Source organism: Candidatus Marimicrobium litorale, from assembly GCF_026262645.1.
GTDB lineage: Bacteria > Pseudomonadota > Gammaproteobacteria > Pseudomonadales > Halieaceae > Marimicrobium > Marimicrobium litorale.
In genome coordinates this window covers 1,612,791-1,630,384 of sequence record NZ_SHNO01000001.1, presented here as the reverse complement: position 1 = coordinate 1,630,384, position 17,594 = coordinate 1,612,791, and the positions used below count along the sequence as shown (strand labels likewise).

At 54.6% G+C, this 17,594-nt stretch carries 16 protein-coding genes; 10 read left to right on the top strand and 6 right to left on the bottom strand.

Annotated elements, in window-relative coordinates; genetic code table 11:
• Positions 1-73: 73 nt before the first annotated feature.
• The 3 genes from EYC82_RS07250 to EYC82_RS07240 all read right to left on the bottom strand — a co-directional run bounded on the left by EYC82_RS07250 (position 74) and on the right by EYC82_RS07240 (position 3,547).
• Positions 74-460: a DUF1330 domain-containing protein gene (locus EYC82_RS07250; RefSeq protein ID WP_279248873.1), complete on the bottom strand. Its 387-nt coding sequence runs from the start codon at positions 458-460 to the stop codon at positions 74-76.
• Positions 461-582: 122 nt separating this feature from the next.
• The gene (locus EYC82_RS07245; RefSeq protein WP_279248872.1) at positions 583-2,532 is read right to left on the bottom strand and encodes an outer membrane protein assembly factor BamB family protein; all 1,950 of its coding nucleotides are present in this window, start codon (positions 2,530-2,532) and stop codon (positions 583-585) included.
• Positions 2,533-2,653: 121 nt separating this feature from the next.
• Positions 2,654-3,547, bottom strand: a complete 894-nt coding sequence (locus tag EYC82_RS07240; protein ID WP_279248871.1) for an acetoacetate decarboxylase family protein — start codon at positions 3,545-3,547, stop codon at positions 2,654-2,656.
• 171 nt (positions 3,548-3,718) lie between these two features.
• On the opposite strand from EYC82_RS07240, the gene EYC82_RS07235 reads away from it, so the two are divergent.
• On the top strand, positions 3,719-4,732 hold the full coding sequence (locus EYC82_RS07235; RefSeq protein ID WP_279248870.1) for an AraC family transcriptional regulator: 1,014 nt from the start codon (positions 3,719-3,721) through the stop codon (positions 4,730-4,732).
• A 106-nt stretch (positions 4,733-4,838) separates the two neighbouring features.
• Here the strand turns inward: EYC82_RS07235 and EYC82_RS07230 are convergent, their stop codons facing one another.
• Positions 4,839-5,648, bottom strand: a complete 810-nt coding sequence (locus tag EYC82_RS07230; RefSeq protein ID WP_341475052.1) for an SDR family oxidoreductase — start codon at positions 5,646-5,648, stop codon at positions 4,839-4,841.
• 673 nt (positions 5,649-6,321) lie between these two features.
• Between EYC82_RS07230 and EYC82_RS07225 the strand changes: the two genes are divergently transcribed.
• Positions 6,322-7,368: a haloalkane dehalogenase gene (locus EYC82_RS07225; RefSeq protein WP_279248869.1), complete on the top strand. Its 1,047-nt coding sequence runs from the start codon at positions 6,322-6,324 to the stop codon at positions 7,366-7,368.
• Positions 7,369-8,343: 975 nt separating this feature from the next.
• The gene (locus EYC82_RS07220; protein ID WP_279248868.1) at positions 8,344-10,050 is read left to right on the top strand and encodes a sulfatase-like hydrolase/transferase; all 1,707 of its coding nucleotides are present in this window, start codon (positions 8,344-8,346) and stop codon (positions 10,048-10,050) included.
• 806 nt (positions 10,051-10,856) lie between these two features.
• Here EYC82_RS07220 and EYC82_RS07215 read toward each other — a convergent pair.
• Both EYC82_RS07215 and EYC82_RS07210 read right to left on the bottom strand, forming a co-directional pair.
• Positions 10,857-10,985: a hypothetical protein gene (locus EYC82_RS07215; protein WP_279248867.1), complete on the bottom strand. Its 129-nt coding sequence runs from the start codon at positions 10,983-10,985 to the stop codon at positions 10,857-10,859.
• Positions 10,986-11,118: 133 nt separating this feature from the next.
• Positions 11,119-11,766: a hypothetical protein gene (locus EYC82_RS07210; RefSeq protein WP_279248866.1), complete on the bottom strand. Its 648-nt coding sequence runs from the start codon at positions 11,764-11,766 to the stop codon at positions 11,119-11,121.
• Positions 11,767-11,936: 170 nt separating this feature from the next.
• Between EYC82_RS07210 and EYC82_RS07205 the strand changes: the two genes are divergently transcribed.
• From EYC82_RS07205 to EYC82_RS07175, 7 genes are all read left to right on the top strand, one after another.
• The gene (locus tag EYC82_RS07205) at positions 11,937-12,977 is read left to right on the top strand and encodes a glutathione S-transferase N-terminal domain-containing protein (protein WP_279248865.1); all 1,041 of its coding nucleotides are present in this window, start codon (positions 11,937-11,939) and stop codon (positions 12,975-12,977) included.
• Between the two features lie 30 nt (positions 12,978-13,007).
• Positions 13,008-13,955 carry an NAD(P)H-dependent flavin oxidoreductase gene (locus tag EYC82_RS07200; RefSeq protein ID WP_279248864.1) on the top strand — a complete coding sequence of 316 codons (948 nt, stop codon included), beginning with the start codon at positions 13,008-13,010 and terminating at the stop codon, positions 13,953-13,955.
• Between the two features lie 11 nt (positions 13,956-13,966).
• Positions 13,967-15,181, top strand: a complete 1,215-nt coding sequence (locus EYC82_RS07195) for an acyl-CoA dehydrogenase family protein (protein WP_279248863.1) — start codon at positions 13,967-13,969, stop codon at positions 15,179-15,181.
• A 17-nt stretch (positions 15,182-15,198) separates the two neighbouring features.
• A complete protein-coding gene (locus EYC82_RS07190; protein WP_279248862.1) occupies positions 15,199-15,582 on the top strand; it encodes a DUF2147 domain-containing protein in 384 nt (127 codons plus the stop codon).
• 60 nt (positions 15,583-15,642) lie between these two features.
• A complete protein-coding gene (locus EYC82_RS07185; protein ID WP_279248861.1) occupies positions 15,643-15,888 on the top strand; it encodes an AMP-binding protein in 246 nt (81 codons plus the stop codon).
• Positions 15,889-16,239, top strand: coding sequence for a hypothetical protein (locus EYC82_RS07180; protein ID WP_279248860.1), 351 nt, complete (start codon positions 15,889-15,891; stop codon positions 16,237-16,239). It begins immediately after the preceding gene.
• A 474-nt stretch (positions 16,240-16,713) separates the two neighbouring features.
• Positions 16,714-17,370: a hypothetical protein gene (locus tag EYC82_RS07175; protein WP_279248859.1), complete on the top strand. Its 657-nt coding sequence runs from the start codon at positions 16,714-16,716 to the stop codon at positions 17,368-17,370.
• Positions 17,371-17,594 lie beyond the last annotated feature (224 nt).

Genomic DNA, 17,594 nt, shown 5'->3' with positions numbered 1-17,594 from the left:
ACAATGTGTTTTGAGCAGGCTTTGCGGACTATTCCTGTAGCTGGTTCCGATCGCGGCGTATTAGCGCAGTTCTCTAGCACTCCACGAGTAATTGATGCTCCAGGCCGGCATCTCGGTGAATATGAATTTTCTGGTACTCGTCACTGGATGTCATCGCAATGAATGCTGCCACCGAAGGGTATTGAACGATGGAAACCATATCCCATTGGAGCTCGCCATCACCGATCACCAGCGTATTGGCCTGGCCGTTAAAAACAATCTCCCCACCCGTCTTATGGATGATTGGAACGACTTCCGCGGCATACCGCTGGTAGGCTTCAGCCCCCGAGAGCGCCGCCTCAGTGCCCTCACTATATTTGGCAACCGCTCTGAATTTGAGCAGATTTAGCATGCGAATCGGCCCCTCTTTATCATTGGCTAGCAGGGCCGCTATTTGTTCCTTTCTGGGTTGTGTTGCCATCTCTTTCTCCATTCAATCTTACAAGGCCTTGAAATAGACTAATTGGGTCTGCCCAATCTGATTGCGTTGTCAGCGTGAGAGAAACATCACGTTCTCACCGGTATTATCAAATCATTTCAACGTCAGTCGAACATCGCACAGGCCGACGTCAAAGCAGTGGCTGACTCGATCAAGTCGCCTGTAGCCAAGCTGGCCGAACTTTGCGCCAGTAGATCGCGCAGTGGGTTGGCATCAGCCTGTGGCATATCGCTATCACTGACTGCCTGTTCGATCGCGCTCTCAGCCTGTGTGATCAAAAAAGCTATCTGGCGAATATCAGTGCTCACTGCAGCGGCCTCGGCAACCTGATTCAGCGTGTTGGCATTAACAGCGCGTGCTCCAGCGGCACAGAGGGCATCACGTGCCAAAAGATCCAGGCGGACAGGCTTAAAGCGTGCTACACCGCCGATAACATCCTGTGTTAAGTCAGGATAGAAGGCTTTGCCAACGGCGCGCCTTAGCGGGGAGTGGCCAACATAAATACTGCCATCAGCCGCGACCACACTCATGGCTAGCGAATCCTCCCGGCCCTCGGTAAAGTAGCGAAGCCGGCCCGTTTGACGATCCAGCAGCCCCATGCCTACATGGAGCATGACCGTCCTGCCGATAATTTCTTTACCCCCACCAATCATAACCACCACACCATTAGCGGTGACCGTCGCGGTTAATCCATTGGATTGCACATCGACATTGGCATAGCCATCAAAACCGTTTAGCTCAGCAGTCCAGGTCAAAGTGCCGTGATCGCCGCGGTCAATTAACTGGAAAACGTCTTTGGCGGTGACAGCGTAGATTTCGTTGTTGTCAGGGGCGACGGTAATCGAACCGACCAGGGGTTCGCCCACATCGACACGCCACACCTCGTTTAATTCATGATCCAGTGCGATCACATGTCCTTCATTATCAGAAACATAGACCCGACTGCCATCAGCGCTGAGTGCCGGCGTCGAGCCTGTACCCCCTTGAAACGTGTTGCGGTTCAGCACTTCGAATTCAAGGCCTCCGTTACCGTTATCCTGCAGGGTTAACGAGTAAATGGCGCCGATTTCCGAGCGACCATCTTCGGTGCCATCTTCTGCGTCCGGCGCCGTTGCTGCGATATAGATACGACTGCTATCAGGGTCGATACTGAAATAATTAGTTATGACTCCGCCACCACCATAGATATAGTTCACCGCAGAAGAAAATAAACTCAAACCGTCAGCCGTTTTTCCAAACGCTTTATCCATCAGTGGGTCGACTCTATTGACAATAAAACCCGGTATGCTGGTGCGATTGCCGCTGATGGCCGGTGCTCCCGGTAGTTGGCCAGCGGGCGCCACGATCTCGCCGGTCTTGCGGCTGAACGCGTGCAGTGCTCCCGATTTGGTTGCCGTAACCAGTGAATCGGTAGCTGGGTGGTAATTAAAGTTTTGGAATTTGGTTGTGTCCGGGTCCTCGGCATTCGCGATCTTAATGCCTGTGGCTTTCTTCCATAGTATGGAGCCGTCTTGCCGCACAGCCGTGATTTGTTCGGGGCCCGCAAGATAGATAATTTGGGCTCCTGGATTATCAGGATCATTGAGTATGATTGGGCCACCCGCTGACATCTTACCTATCTCTGGCAGCGTCCAGCGCCTCGCGCCAGTCTTGGCATCAATTGCCACCAGATCAACACGCTCACCGTGATAAAAATTTGCGCTGAAGTAAAGGTTCCCCTGGTTATCCAGTAGTGGACCGCTACCTACGAAGTAGGCCGGCTCCGCTACCCAGTCGAGCTCGAACATGGGGGCAGCGACGCCCCAGACACTGTCGGCGTTGCTTACATCCACATGAATAGCATGCCAGGTGGTGGGCTCCGGAATGATATCGTAGCTATGCTGCCCGGCTGACCGTGCACCAATGGGTTTCCATTCGGTTTTTGCTGGTGGGCCAAACACCTTGGGATTGTGTGGGCGAGTGTCGTCAAAGAACGCCCACATTAAGGCGACGCTTATCGCGGCAACTATTATGAGAACGAAAACTTTCTTGCTTCTGAATTTGCTCTTTGTCATGTGAATCAAATCCCGTATCAATTCATGGGTAAAAGGTTACTGTCGACTCGACAAGCTGCCTGGCATTTAAAAAATACACTGGTCTTCATCGCTTTTTTCAAGATTAGTTTCAAGACCTGCTTCAAGGTCTGTTCTGGTCAAACTCCCACTTCAAAAAGGCGTAAGGGAGGAATTCAAGTTCGTTTACTTTTTGCAGTACGCGCCCGTGTAGCATCGAGTTATCACCAACCGTATAAAATCCGCCCAACATGCGCTTAACAGGGACTTCATTCCACGGATCATACGCTGACTCCGTGAGATCGATTTCCGTCTCTGCCCATGTAAATGTCTTTGGCCTGAAGCGCGTCACGCCTTCAACCAACAGGGGAGGGTAGTCAAATACTCCAGATTTCACCGGCGAGGGAGAGTGTTTAAACAAGAAACTCTTATCAGAAAAGCCCTCGGCATTAACGCCCAGCGCGCGAATCTCATCCAACGCCGCATTGTCGTTATTCACCTTGCCCGAAAGCCTCGCTTTCACCTGCATAAATTTAATGCCGTGGCGCTCTGTATATCCGGTTACCGTATCGTCTTCGCGTGAAAACGAAATGTCTGCCATTTTCTTCGGGTAGCCCCAACCTTCTCGTCCACCTGCCATCGCCATGTCATCGGTGACTGGCATGGACAGGCAATACCAGCCTTCCTCACCCTTATAGCTTGCTCTTATGAGAACGGCGGATTCGTGATACGGAACACTAAAGTTCGTCTCGGGATAATGGGCAATAAACGCAGCTACCACCGGTTTTGAAGCGGGTTGTAGCGGGGGCGGCAACAACGTTGCAATCGCCTCCGGGCTCGTTTCCCAAAACAGGTTCAGCATTTCGGCATTGTAAAAATCGGCGGTCGGCCTACCGCCTTTCATCAAGTCCTTGTAACTTTTTACAAAAGGACTGCCGGTGTCCGCTGACTTCGAATTCTTGATTTTCAACAACAGCTTTGGTCTCGACAATAACTGCAGGGCTCGGGCGAGCTTCATATCAATCAATCTCTGTGGGTGTCGTTACCGCTGCGTTTCAGCGATCTGGGGACTTGATTATATTGAGCAACTAGTATTTCATGGGAGCATATTCGGCCAATCTTGTTTTGGTCATTGCTTGCTTAGAGATCTTTTGGAGCGCCTTCGCACTGCCGGCGGCGTCTACAGCCGATGAAAGTGGATCAAGCACATCACGCATTTATAGTGGAGCTGCGGCACCTGCTGGAGGAGGCTGGGATCAGCCCTGCGAAATTGGTCGCTGAACTCGCCCGGCGAGGTGTCGTCGCTTCCCCTGCCATCCAAGATGTTAGTTCAGCTGCCGACCGGTTGATTTTGCTCGAAGCCGCGGTCGACCTTACCCAAGATTCCAGCCTGATGCTCCGTGTGGGGCAACAGTTCGACATAGCCAGTTTCGGTATTTTTGGATTTGCTTTGATGAGCTCTGCGAACCAGCGTGAGGCCCTTCGACTGTTACTTCGATATGGGCAGGTATTTTTTCAGCCTAGCTGGACTGCGCATGAGCATGAGCATGATAGGGGTTTGTCGCTACGCGCTGCAGTATCGATAGGCACTGCTGCACAGCAGCAATTGGTGACTGAGCTGGTTTTCTCAAATCTGATTGCTGTTGGAAGATCGCTGCATGGAAGCACAGTAGGGCGCGCGGAGGGCGTTGAGATACAGCTGAGCTACCCCAGGCCTGCACATGCGGCCTCTTACAAAGACGCGTTTAACATACCTGTGACGTTCGACTGTGAATTCAGTCAGTTAATTCTCCCGGCGCAGGTTTTGAACACACCTGTTAGAACGGCAAACCGGACACAACATGTGCTCTTTCAGCAACAATGCGAGGAGAGGTTGCGCGGGCTGGACAGCGCGCTGGAGACTACCGCCGTTGTGCGGCAGTTGCTCATTGAATCCGCAGGACACTTCCTCGATATCGCACAGGTAGCCAAGCGCCTGCACGTCAGCGAGCGTACATTGAGGCGCCGGCTGGAGGCTGAATCGACCAGTTTTAGATCTGCCTTCGACGAAATCAGGGATTTGCTTGCCAGAGAGTATCTAGCCAAGACCGAGTTGACCATCGCCGACATCGCACACCTGCTGGACTATTCCGAGACGGTGAGCTTTCGCCGAGCATTTGTGCGCTGGAATGGGATCACGCCTAACCGTTATCGCCAGCAGTAAATGGCCGATTCAAAGCCGATTTTCTCTGCGAGTGAGAACATTTCCAGCGCCGCTACCCAGTCGATTGCCGCGCTACTGGCAAAGACCAAATTTCCTTCCTCTCTCCTCAAGCGGTGTTTACTGAACCACCATCACAGCAAATGGTTTCGCCCACCACGTAGGCTCCCGCGCGCGAACAGAGATAGATGGCCAGGCCGGCTATGTCTTCTGCCGTGCCCACACGTCCCCTGGGGTTTGCGTTCCCCACGCTCTCCCAATCTACGTCCTCGGTGGCACCGCCAAAGCCCACGCCAGTGCTCAACATCCAGGTGGGGAATGGGCCAGGGGCAATAGCGTTGCAGATGATGTTCTCACGGGTCAGGTGAGCCGCGAGAAAGCGGGTCAGGTGATGCACAGCTGCTTTGGAGGCGCCGTAGCTGAACACATCAAATTGAGAAGACTGCAGACCATCCACTGAACCGATATTGATCACCCGGGCGGGGTCGTCGGCGTCCCCGGCGACACGCAACAGTGGCAACAACTTCTGGGTCAGGAAAAATACGCCCTTTACATTGGTATCCATCACCTTGTCCCAGCCGTTCTCCGGAAACTCGTCGATGGGAGCACCCCAAGAGGCACCGGCATTGTTAACTAGAATGTCCAGCCGCTGCTCGCGCTTCGCCAGCTCAGCAGCCAAGGCTTGCGCGCCGACGACGGTGGACAGGTCTGCCGGCAGCGCTATGCACTCACCACCATACTCCCGTGCCAAGCGCGCAGCCGTCGCTTCACAGACATCCGCCTTGCGCGAACTGATATACACCTTGCAGCCACTGGCCAGAAAACCGGCGGCAATCATCTCACCGATGCCGCGGGACCCGCCGGTTACCAGCGCGGTCTTTCCTGAGATGCTGAACAGTTGCGAAAAATCAATTGTCATGTGTTTTCCCTCGTTACGGGTTTAATGGTGTAGTTGGGTATTTTTGCTGTTTTAGCTGAGTATTTCTGTCAGTATTTCTGCTGGTGATTCTGTTGTTACTGCGTTCTGCAGGCTTGCCCGCAAGCGCCACACACTAAGCCGCAGGGCACTGCGAATCAACTGGAAATCGATCGCGCTACCGATTCGACTCAACCGTATCTGTTTCAACGAAAAAATGACCCATTTGACGGATTCAAGTCTCCGTGTAGTGGCGCAAAGCTTCTCTCCAGGTTGGATATTTAGCCCGCTCGTGCGAGCGTGTTTCTGACGGCGTCCAGCGCCATACTCACAGGGAAAATTTGAATGTTCGTAATAGACCGTCTGAGGCAGTTGATAATCTAAAAGCGTCATCAACGATCTCCGAATACACGCACTTTTGCCCGGCGGTGGCGTCCAGCTCTTTGAGGGTATGGCAGCGATACCAGCGAGCGCAGTAGAGCAATAGCTGCACTTTTTGATTTCGCTACATCAAGCCAATAATATAGCATATATTATGATATTAAAATTTGTGAGTGACAACATGGACACCAAAGGGTGCCGGTCTCAGATCACGTCACTGTTGCCTTAGGCCGGGGGAGCACAGTAATCTCCCGCTTAACTCGTAATACGAACCCTAACGGGCCAGGGGGAAAATATGATTCGCTTACTGGTGACACTGCTGTTCGTGCTCGCACCTCTGGTTAAGGCTGATGAAGTCGCGCCAGGCGTCTTCCGTACGCCTGACAGCGACTTCGAGAATCTCAGCGGTTACCCGTTTCAGCCAAATTACCTGCAGATTAATGGCCTGCGTGTTCACTACCTGGACGAAGGGCCGCGCGACGGCGACCCCATTTTTCTTCTGCATGGCGAACCTACCTGGAGCTATTTGTTCAGGACAATGATCCCGGTACTGACTGCGGCGGGTCACCGGGTGATCGCACCCGACATGATTGGCTTTGGGCGCTCGGATAAGCTAGCCGCAAAGGACGACTACAGCTACCAACTCCATATCGACACAATGGTAGAACTGGTCCGCCGCTTGAATCTTCAGAAAGCGACTTTCTTTGGGCAGGATTGGGGTGGCCTGGTGGGGCTTAGAGTTGTCTCCGCTGAACCCGAGCGCTTCGCGCGCGTGGTGATCTCAAATACGGGTCTACCTGCTGCCACAGGATTTCGAGCATATGCGATGGAGACAGGATTCAAGTTCCTCGCCTGGTGGGTCAAACCGGTAAGCTTTGAAGAGCTAGTGGAGGCCGGTGAGTTCCAGTACTGGGTAGCCTACAGCTACTATGGAGACGATTTAGACGTAGGCCATGTGATGAAATATCTGGGCGATATACAAGACCCGGAGGTAGTAAAAGCCTATGAAGCACCCTATCCGGATGTACGCTATAAGGCCGGTGCTCAAGTCTTCCCCTACCTGATTCCAACCCAGCTGAGGGAGAATGAAGAGGCGTGGCAGGACGTCTATGAAAAATGGAATAAGCCCTTTCTGGTCGCGTTCACCGATTCCGACCCGGTTACAAGCAGGACAGATTTCGCACAACAGTTTGTCGACCGCGTTCCCGGTGTTACGCAGGTGATGATCAAGGGGGTGGGGCACTTCGTTCAGGAAGAAGTGGGCCCCGAGCTGGCAGCATTGATCAATGACTTCATTGCGGGGCGACCCGTCAGCGGCTTCTCCGCGGCAAGCGAGCGCTAGTGCCCGCTTTTTCAAGGAGCCAGAGGGTAGGCCCCGATTAATTTCGATTGACGAATTAACCGTGGTTTGTCCGTGTTTATGCACATTGTCCGAATAGATCTCGATAGCTCAGTCTCTAACGCACAATAGTCACCCACTAAGCCATAACTCCCGGGTAGAAGACCTTTGTCAGAGAGAGCCTCGATATTCAAAGCTTGCTCTCGCAGGAGGGCAAGGTTGCTCTGGTCATCGGCGCTTCGCGCGGCATCGGCTATACGATTACCCCGAGCCTGCGAACAGGCGAGGCAGGAGCTGATTGATTATGGGCACTGCAGAGCGCATTCCAGAGACGTGTCGGACGCAGACGGAATTACCGATGCTCAGATGCTGGATCAGTGCCATAGCATGATAGAGAAATACAATTTGGACGAGCTGTGATAGTCAGACGCCCGCACAAATTCCACTAGCAAAGAAGTATTCGACCTCTACCACGGATGTATTAATCACACCCATACCGGAGAAAGTATCGTCTATCAATCACCCTTTTAGCCAAAGGTCTGCGCAGTGATAATCCTGACGCCGAAAAATAGCTGCCAGACTTCATGCCGGAACACACGCTAGCGAAAAGTGCACTACGACAGCCGTTTTGACGATTCCCGCAAGGGTAAGCGCTGCATGCTCGCCGGGACTCGCTGTAGCGAAAGAATAATCTGGCGGCTGAGGCGTTACCTTCCCGCCGCCTATGTGAGCATGATGAAAAGCAATGCGTGACTACAGGTTGCTGACCAGAGCCTTTCATCCGTGCCTTCATGTGTCAGAGAAGGAATCTCCACGTGAGTACTGCGTTTTATAAGAGCGCGGGTTATAGGATGAGGCGCCCTATGGCCGAAATTGTTCCATCGGGCATCATTGTTCCGGTGTAGAGTACAGGTACTGACATTGGAGAGTGGCTTGGACCATGAAGGTGTTGGCTGATACAAAAGCAGGACTGACAACATGAGGTGGATTGGCGGAGTTACTCTGACGTTTGTGGCGATTCTGGGCATAGGCTGGATATTCCGGGCCGAGTTCGTACTGTTCGGCGTTGCACTGATGAAGTCAGTGGTGACCGAAGTCGGCCCAACCATCGAGATTGAGTGGTCCACTGGCGCAGATAGCCAGGGCCTTACCGCTGTCAAAGGGCCGGTAGACCGTCCACCCAACATCGTTCTGATTGTCGCCGACGATATGGGGTGGAACGATATCTCGATGAACGGTGCGAACCCTACTGTCCAGACACCCCATATTGACGCGCTCGCAGCGGAGGGTGTCATTTTTTCCCAGGGTTACGCCGCTCACGCGAGCTGCGCACCGTCGCGGGCCGCGCTCATGTCGGGCCGCTACGGGACTCGCTTCGGCTTCGAGTTCACTCCCACCCCACCGGGATTCGAGCCGGTTGTTGGTATGCTCAGCGACATGATGGATCGGCCATTGCAACCGCCAGCGTTCACTAATCCGCAAGCCGATAGCCTCGACAGCCTCGAATTCGGCGGCTTGGGCATGCCCCCGTCAGAAATCACCCTGGCGGAACTGCTGGCCGATCAGGGATATCACACGGCTCACATAGGCAAGTGGCACCTCGGCGAGGAGAATGGGATGGCCCCACATGATCAGGGCTTTGCCGAGAGCATCCTGATGGCCAGTGGTCTGTACGGACGCCTGGATGATGAGGACGTTATTCAAGCGAGGCAGGAGTTCGATCCCATAGACCGCTTTCTGTGGCGGGTGCTGGACTTCGCAGCGAGCTTCAATGGAGGCCCCTGGTTCGAACCGCCGAAATACCTGACGGACTACTACACGGATGAAGCAGTGAAGGTGATCGAAGCGAACAAGGATCGCCCCTTTTTGCTGTATCTGGCTCACTGGGCGCCACACACACCGTTACAGGCGTCACGCGAAGACTACGAAGCGCTTTCGCATATCGAGCTCCATCGGGAACGGGTCTATGCAGCGATGATCCGCGCGCTGGACCGGGGTGTTGGTCGGGTCATGGAGGCACTCAAAACCAATGGCCTGGATGACAATACCCTGGTGATATTCACCTCGGACAACGGTGGCGCGGGTTACATTGGCTTGCCGGACATTAATGCCCCTTATCGAGGGTGGAAGTCTACCCTGTTCGAAGGCGGCATCCGGGTCCCGTTCTTGGCCCGTTGGCCGGCGAAACTACCGGCCGGTGTTGCCTACGATGCCCCCGTTCACCACGTCGATATTTACGCCACTGCGGCTGCGGCAGCATCCGTGGATCTGCCGGCTGACCGCATCATGGACGGCGTCGATCTGATGCCTTATGTGACGCCTTCTGTGACAGGCAGCAAGCCCATGGACTCGCCGCATGAGTATCTGTTCTTCAGTGGCGGCGCGGCTCAGGCAGTAAGGGATGAGCGATGGAAGCTGGTGGTCAGCGCGCCTCCCGCCCCCGCACGCACGCCGCAGCCGCCTCGTAAAGAGTGGTTATTCGATCTCACCGCAGAAGGCGAGCGGGTTGACCTTCTGGCCAAGCATCCACAGGTGGCAAGTCGATTGAGAGGTGTACTTCAAACCCACCAAGAGGCGCAGGCTGAACCGCTCTGGCCCTGGATAACCACCAAGGCCACCAACATAGATCGGGACCTGTCCCAGGAAGATCAGCCGGAAGACGAGTTCGCCTACATGTCGAACTGACCTGCTAAAGCTGCAGAATTCCCTTGGCTACGATGTTCCGCTGAACTTCGGCGCAAACACTGTCACTTGTACTTGTAAGCTGGTAAGTATCGCCAGTTTGAATCCATCTATGAATTAAATGCGAGTGAATTCCCTGATATCTCCCTGTTAATCAGCCCGAGAATGCATCAGATTCCGGAAAAACCTAAAGAAAACACAGAGCGAGGGCGCTTGTGGGTACTGGAATAGCCGCGCAAGTGGATAAAATCCCTGTAGATTTCCCGTCTTCAGGGAAATTCCCTGGAGACAATCCCTGCCCAGACTGCCACCACCGCCATATATTCTGCCCCGCCAAACCCCCCTTAAATACAAGCATATTAGCGCTCATCGAGAGCTGAAGCCGCCCTGGTTTGTAGCAACGCTTTGTAGCAGATTCACATCCGCTTCTTCTCGCACGCTGTTACAGAATTTTCGGACGCCAACCTCTGTGCGTGTGTGCACGTTGGCAGACCGGGGTAGGGGTGTCAGGGCATGCTCAATCCGTATGATGCCGCCCACACTTACGAGAGGGCGAAATGAAAGCCTAGATCTTGGTGTCGATGATGAGGGCGATCAGCCGATGCCCGGACACGGCAGCGAGGCATCCCGGTCTGGTTAAATAATAGCCATCTAGTTGAGCGCTATCCTCATTTACGCCAACCACTCAGGAGGGCTTAACCTGCAAGTAACCGCGTTTATTCAGGAGGCGAACGCTGTACCTGGCCAAAGCTGGAAATGATACGCCTGCAGACCCGGATCAGCCGCACCCTGCCCGAGATACTGCAGCGCTACGAAAAATAAAAGGGGGACAGACCACCGTACTGACTCAGGTCTTCTGCAGCACTGATACAGGCATCGCGCTTGCGCGCAGTGATGTGCACGCGCCTGGCCCAGGCTTCAAGAAAGCCTTGTGTCATTTAGGCTCCCAGTCCCCGGCTGCCACCGGTGACAACACAGAACTTATCCTGCATGGATAATAACGATTCGATCATTTCTCGTTCCTTTTTGGACGTGAGATTGGTTTTTACTCTGACCCCAAATATGCTGCGGTCATTTAACAGTAGTCTGTCCCTGGTTTTTGGACATCCTGAGGTTGTCGATCAAGGCGGTCACTGCCAGTAGAATAAGCCCGAGCAGTAGCCTGGGGTCACCGAGATAGAGGTCAGTTTCAATCGGATAGGCGATGGTTTTGTCCAGCGCCGCGGCCTTGAAATGATGTTTTCCCATGAAGGCTGGATTGGTGACGATTTCGAGGAAGGCGCGGCGGCTGCGATAGCGAAACAATGCGCCCTGGTCCCAGTTTTCAGCCCCCTCAATGCCGACCAGGTCTATGGCGGGATAGACAGCAGGGCCCATTAGTACCGGGTGGGAGGCGCGGGCCAGTAGCGCGGGAAACATGTGTTCCATGTAGCGCCCCATGAGGTCGTAGGCGCTTTCTCCGGGCTCGGCGCCTTCGACATGCGGTGGGCTCTCGTTCATATCAATATTGTTCACCATCAGGAACTGGCGTCCGCTGTCTTGCCGGGCAAAGTTTTCAATAAAGGCGATCACTTCGGCGTCACTGCCGTTGGTTTTCATGGTGGCCATGAATTGATCGACCTCAGTGTTGCTCAGGGCGCCGCCGAAGTCGGTATACCAGTAAATGAAGACAACGTAGAGCAGGGTGGGGAACAGCCAGATTTTGAAGCGCGTGGACATGGTGATTTCCTTTTGAGTAATAAAACCGGGGGCAGGCCACCAAGGAAAAATTGTGGTCTGTCCCGAGTTTTAAGCAGGCTGTAGACAGGTTTACATAATGTCACTAATTATGTCAATATTGTTATCCGCTGCGACAGCGACAAATCAATTACCCTGAAAGGAGTACTGCCGTGGCCACACAGAAGCCGGTTCAATTAGTCGGTGCCACCGCTTCGCCCTATACGCAAAAGGTGGTCGCATTATTGCGGTATCGGCGAATTCCGTACGCAGTGAAATGGGGGCAGCCCGACCAGGTTTGCGATGACCTTGGCATCGAAAAGCCAAAGCCCATTTTCATGCCCACCTTCCTGTTCGAGGGTGATGACGGCCTCAAGGCCGAATGTGATTCCACGCCCATTATCCGTCGCCTGGAGGAAATGCACCCAGGCCGATCGGTGCTGCCGGGAGATCCGGCGCTGGCTTTTGTTGATTACCTGATCGAAGACTTTGGCGACGAATGGTGTACCAAGTACATGTTTCACTATCGTTGGTACCCGAAAACGGACGCGGACAACGCTGGCACCTTGCTGCCCCTTGGTATGGAGGTGAGCCTGCCGAAAGACGCCCACGAGCAGTTCAAGCAATTTTTTTCGGACCGCCAGATCGGTCGTCTTTATGTGGTGGGTTCAAATGACACCACCGCCCCGGTAATCGATGCCAGCTATCGTCGCTTCCTCGCAGCCATGGAGACGCATCTCGCCAACCAGAAATTTATGCTGGGGAATCGGCCCGGTGCTGGTGATTTCGGTCTTCACGGGCAGTTAACCCAGCTGGTCGGTTTCGACCCGACGCCAAGGGCTATCGCCCACGAGGTGTCGCCACGTACCGTGGCGTGGGTTGATCAACTGTATGACCAGAGCGGGCTGGAGCCGGGCGATGAAGACTGGACCAGGCTGGAGGACCAGCCCGAGAGTCTGCGTGGCCTGCTTCGGGAAATCGGGCGCGTTTACGTTCCTGCGCAACTGGCCAACGCCCGCGCGGTTGCGGCTGGCGAAAAAACCTGGGAAAGCGAGATCGAAGGTGCGCCCTGGACTCAGCAGACTTTCCCCTACCAGGCCAAGTGCCTTAAGTGGACCAATGAGCAGTACCGCGCCCTCGGTGATGAAGATCGCGAGCGCGTAGATGCTCTGTTGCAGGGTACCGGTGTTGAAGCCATGTTGTCATTGAGCTGACCGTTCTCGATTCCTATCAGGAGTATTGTTTTGAAACCACAACCGATCAAAAACCGCGTGACCGAAATGACCGGCACGGATTATCCCATCATCCAGGCCCCCATGGGTTGGATTGCACGCGCCCAGTTGGCCTCGGCGGTCAGCAATGCCGGCGGCCTGGGCGTGATCGAAACTGCCTCGGGCGAGTTCGACAATATCCGCAACGAGGTGGCGAAAATGCGCGATCTCACTGACAAGCCTTTCGGCATGAACGTGGCTCTGTCTTACGTCAAGGGCACAGACATTGTCGACTTTGTGATCAAGCAGGATATCAAGTTTGTCACCACATCATCGGGTAGCCCCAGGGTATGCACACAGGCATTCCAGGAAGCGGGTATCAAGGTGTTTCATGTGGTGCCAACGTTGGAGATGGCGTTGAAAGCCATCGATTGTGGTGTGGACGGCCTGGTGGTTGAAGGCGGAGAGGGCGGCGGTTTCAAGAACCCCAGCCCGGTGTCGACCATGGTGCTGCTGCCCCTGATCCGCTCCCGGACAGACCTGCCGATCGTTGCTGCCGGTGGCATGTGTGATGGCCTTTCCATGGCGGGTGCCTTTGCCATGGGCGCCGAGGGTGTGCAAATGGGTACCCGCATGCTCAGTTGCTCCGACTCGCCGGTACATGACAACTGGAAGCAGGCGGTGGTTGCGGCGAAGGAAACAGATACGGTGTTTCTCAACCAGCAATCGCGTCCTGCCCTGCGTGCACTGCGCACGGATCGTACTGAAATGCTGGAGCCGCTAGGTGCGTTCAACGCCATGGAGCATCTGGCGGGGATACCCGAGCTCTATTTCGGCGGAGACATGGAGGCGGCGATTCCGTTGTCCGGCCAGGTGGTCGGGCGTATCGATGAAGTAAAGAGCGCAGCCGAGATCGTGCAGGATACTGTGAATGAATTTTACCAGGCGGTGAATGGACTGACCTCCCGCTATACCAACTGAGGAAGAGGAACATGGGTTTTGAAATAAGCGAAAAAGTGATGGCGCTCAACGCGAAACTGGAAGTATTTATGGGGGAGCATATCTATCCTCGTGAACACGACTGGAACGAATGGACGCTCAACCAGGACAACCTTTGGGAGACGCCATCCTGGTTTGATGAGCTGCGTGAGTTGGCCAGGGCCGAGGGCCTGTGGAACCTGTTCCTCCCTCACGAATATGAGCCCTGGAGCCCGGGCCTGACCAACGTGGAAATTGCGCCGCTGTTCGAAACCATGAGCAAGGTGACCTGGGCCCAGGCGGTATTCAATTGCAACGCGCCCGACCGCGGCAATATGGAAGTGCTGGCGAAGTACGGAACACAGGAGCAACAGGAGCAGTGGTTGAAACCACTTCTGGCGGGCGAAATTCGCAGCGCCTATGCCATGACCGAACCCCAGGTGGCGTCATCTGATGCCACCAATATGGAGTTGGAAATCAAACGCGACGGCGACGAATACGTGCTGAACGGTCGCAAGTGGTGGACGACCAACGCGGTTAACCCGCGCTGCAAAATCATGCTGGTGATGGGTAAATCCAACCCTGACAACGACCGTCACCGCCAGCACTCCACTATTCTAGTGCCCCGCGACACCCCCGGGGTGAAGCTGGTGCGAGAGCTGCGTGTCTTCGACAACCTGCACTCCCCCGGCGGTGAAGCGGAATTCCTGTTCGACAACGTGCGTGTGCCGGTGAGCAATATGATCAAAGGCGAGGGCTGCGGTTTTGAAATTGCCCAGGGCCGTCTCGGCCCCGGTCGATTCCAGTACGCCATGAGCCTGGTAGGCCTGTCCCAGCGTTGTCTGGAGCTGATGTGCGCGCGCGCCGATGAGCGCGTGGCTTTCGGCGAGAAGCTGATCAAGAAGACCAGCGTACAGCACGAGATCGCCCGCTGTCGCTGCGATATCGAGCAGGCCCGCTTGCTGACACAGCAGGCCGCTCACGTGATGGACACCCAGGGTATGAAAGCGGCGATACCCTATATCTCCATGGTCAAGATCGTCGCACCCAACATGGCACAGCAGGTGGCCGATCGCGCCATGCAGGTGTTCGGAGGCATGGGTGTGTGCCAGGACACCCTGATTCCCGAGGTGTTTACCCTGGCGCGCTTCTCACGTATTGCCGATGGCCCCGATGAGGTGCACATGTCTCAGCTTGGCAAGCTTACTGCACGTGAACTGAACGCGTGAGGCTATTGGAGGAAACTATGAAACTTGGCCATATGTTTGTGTTAGCAGCATTCCTGGCGGCGCCCTATGCGTTTGCCGGGGATATCTCCGGCTTCTGGAAACATGCCTACGAGCCTGGCTGGATCGAGATCAATCTCGAGGAGGGTAGGGGTACTGTGATTCGCAATGACAAGTTTCCCGAGCGTGTCGGGCGCGAGATTGTGAAGGATTTGAAGGCCGATAGCTCTGAAGAGAACCTGTGGCTTGGCCAGGTCTATGCAGAAAAACTGGGCGAGTATAAGAAGGCCGAAATATCCCTGCCGAAACCTGACCGGATGGAGTTCAAGGTGAAGGTGGGTTTTATGAGTCGGACCATCGAGTGGGTGCGCGTCGATGAAGTGCCTGCCGCGCCAACGCAATAGACAGTAGCGGGATAGACAGAGGCACGTAATGATTTGCAAATTTTCAGGGTAATGGGTGAGATGACGACCGTCCTGCCAGCGCTGCGCTATCGCATGCCCGAGGACAGCGACAAGACCTCCCTTGGGCGAGTATTTGAAGATACGGTGGCCCGCTTCCCCGACAATACTATGCTGATATTCGAGGGCCGGCAGTGGACTTACCGAGAGTTTAGTGCCGAGGTAAACCAGTTTGTCCGGGTGCTGGCCAGCAAGGGTGTTGCCAGGGGTCATACCGTGGCTCTTTTCATGGAGAACCGCCCCGAGTAAGTGCTGGCAATGCTGGCGGCTCAGGTTTACCGGGGACAGGTGGCAGTGATGGGCAAGGTGCTGGAGGCATATGCAGACAAAACAAAAGACAGCGAGGCCAGCTTCTTTGATTTCGTAATGTCTGTATCCCCAATGCCAGCTCGCCAGATGGATCGGCTACTCGAATTGCCTGCAGGGGCCACCGCGTGGCTTTTGGATTGGTCTGGTGTCTCATCCCACCAGGCAGATACGGGCGACACCTCACGGCCACTTTACCCGCCCACTATCTCCCCGGCAGCGGAGCGGGCTTTTTTCATTCACTGGAGAACGCACCAATGTCCCAACGCCCCGATAGATTACTACAAGCTCTGAAAGACGAGCTGGCCCACACTATTTATTAGGCTTTGTCTGTGTGCGGGTTGGGTATAGCTCTTTGGCTAGCTCTACATTTGCTTGGACATAGGCATCAAGTGGATTCTCAGCACAGTACTTTTGCAGCCACCCCACAGGGTGCGAGAATTCCCCATTTTCTGCAGCGGCGATTTCGCCAGTCACTAGTGGGGAGTTGACTCAATCCGAAGTGTGAGTGCTGGGCTGTCCAATCGAGAGGGAAGTCCTTTTTGAAACGCTCCAGGATGAGCGTTTCGGGGACGTCACCCGCGTAATTCGCTCCATGATATCGGGGGCCAGGAAGGCCAGCTTGCGCAGACAGTGGACCCGGCGAGGTTTAAGGTTGTCACGTGCCGACGTACACGGCGAGCGGCATGCATGGTTTGTTGAAGCGAGTATACGTATGATCAATGGGATGAACGCGTGCGCAAGGCAAAATAAGAAAGAGGGAGTGTAATGGCAGAGGGTAATCAGGTTCACCGCAGGCGGTGGTCCCGTAGCTGGATTGTACTTGGCGTTCTCTACGGAATTTTCTTCTTCTGGTATACCTCGTTTGAGGGGCCGTTGACGGAAGAGGAGGTTGCTCACTTCTCCCGTGTTATAGAGAATTCTCCCGGCGGACAGGAGCGGTTGGAACGGTGGCAGGGCTTTATGCAGAGCGATACCGGCGATGATTTTGCGGTATGGAATGCGATAGGCCTTTATGAAACACCCAAAGCAGTGGCGGGGGCGTTACCCGGAGAAAGCACACAGCAGGTGCTGGATCGCTACTCGTCTCCCTTTATGAGCAAAGCCCTGATGCGGGCAGGGCATATCGTCATGCTGGGTTTCAGTACCGGCAAGGCTATAGACCTGTGGGGATTGGAAGACGCGGACAATTGGGATCAGGGAGCTCTCATCCGGTATCGAAGTCGGCGTGACCTTCTGGAGATTTTCGAAGAGATTACCGCGAATGAATCCAGCATTCATGCGTTTAAGGTGGCGGCAATGGAGAAGACAATAGCCTTTCCATTGGACCCATGGTACCAGCTAGGCGACCTCCGCCTGGTGCTCGCCATGCTGTTTCTCATCATCGCATTGCTGTTGCAGCTGCGATGTAACAGACAGAGGTAGGGGCCGTGATTCGTCTGTTTACAGAGAATTTCCTGAAGACAATTCTTGCTGAGGCTGCCATCATCGCCCTGCAGTCTGTGGATGATAGACTTTCAACAGAGGCTGACCGCAAAAACCTCGCAAAGGCCGCTATTCAGCGAGCTTTTTGCGTTCAGGGATGGGCGTAATAGTAATGGGGAGACGGGCTTTCACGGTGAGAGTCGCCAGTTTTCTCTAACGGCGAT

Excerpts from the sequence above, each read along its gene's own strand:
- EYC82_RS07245 (WP_279248872.1), bottom strand. The coding sequence starts at position 2,532 with ATGACAAAGAGCAAATTCAGAAGCAAGAAAGTTTTCGTTCTCATAATA.
- EYC82_RS07210 (WP_279248866.1), bottom strand. The coding sequence starts at position 11,766 with ATGTCCACGCGCTTCAAAATCTGGCTGTTCCCCACCCTGCTCTACGTT.
- EYC82_RS07220 (WP_279248868.1), top strand. The coding sequence starts at position 8,344 with ATGAGGTGGATTGGCGGAGTTACTCTGACGTTTGTGGCGATTCTGGGC.
- EYC82_RS07240 (WP_279248871.1), bottom strand. The coding sequence starts at position 3,547 with ATGAAGCTCGCCCGAGCCCTGCAGTTATTGTCGAGACCAAAGCTGTTG.
- EYC82_RS07185 (WP_279248861.1), top strand. The coding sequence starts at position 15,643 with ATGACGACCGTCCTGCCAGCGCTGCGCTATCGCATGCCCGAGGACAGC.
- EYC82_RS07230 (WP_341475052.1), bottom strand. The coding sequence starts at position 5,648 with ATGACAATTGATTTTTCGCAACTGTTCAGCATCTCAGGAAAGACCGCG.
- EYC82_RS07225 (WP_279248869.1), top strand. The coding sequence starts at position 6,322 with ATGATTCGCTTACTGGTGACACTGCTGTTCGTGCTCGCACCTCTGGTT.
- EYC82_RS07215 (WP_279248867.1), bottom strand. The coding sequence starts at position 10,985 with ATGACACAAGGCTTTCTTGAAGCCTGGGCCAGGCGCGTGCACATCACT.
- EYC82_RS07250 (WP_279248873.1), bottom strand. The coding sequence starts at position 460 with ATGGCAACACAACCCAGAAAGGAACAAATAGCGGCCCTGCTAGCCAAT.
- EYC82_RS07235 (WP_279248870.1), top strand. The coding sequence starts at position 3,719 with ATGAAAGTGGATCAAGCACATCACGCATTTATAGTGGAGCTGCGGCAC.
- EYC82_RS07175 (WP_279248859.1), top strand. The coding sequence starts at position 16,714 with ATGGCAGAGGGTAATCAGGTTCACCGCAGGCGGTGGTCCCGTAGCTGG.
- EYC82_RS07195 (WP_279248863.1), top strand. The coding sequence starts at position 13,967 with ATGGGTTTTGAAATAAGCGAAAAAGTGATGGCGCTCAACGCGAAACTG.
- EYC82_RS07190 (WP_279248862.1), top strand. The coding sequence starts at position 15,199 with ATGAAACTTGGCCATATGTTTGTGTTAGCAGCATTCCTGGCGGCGCCC.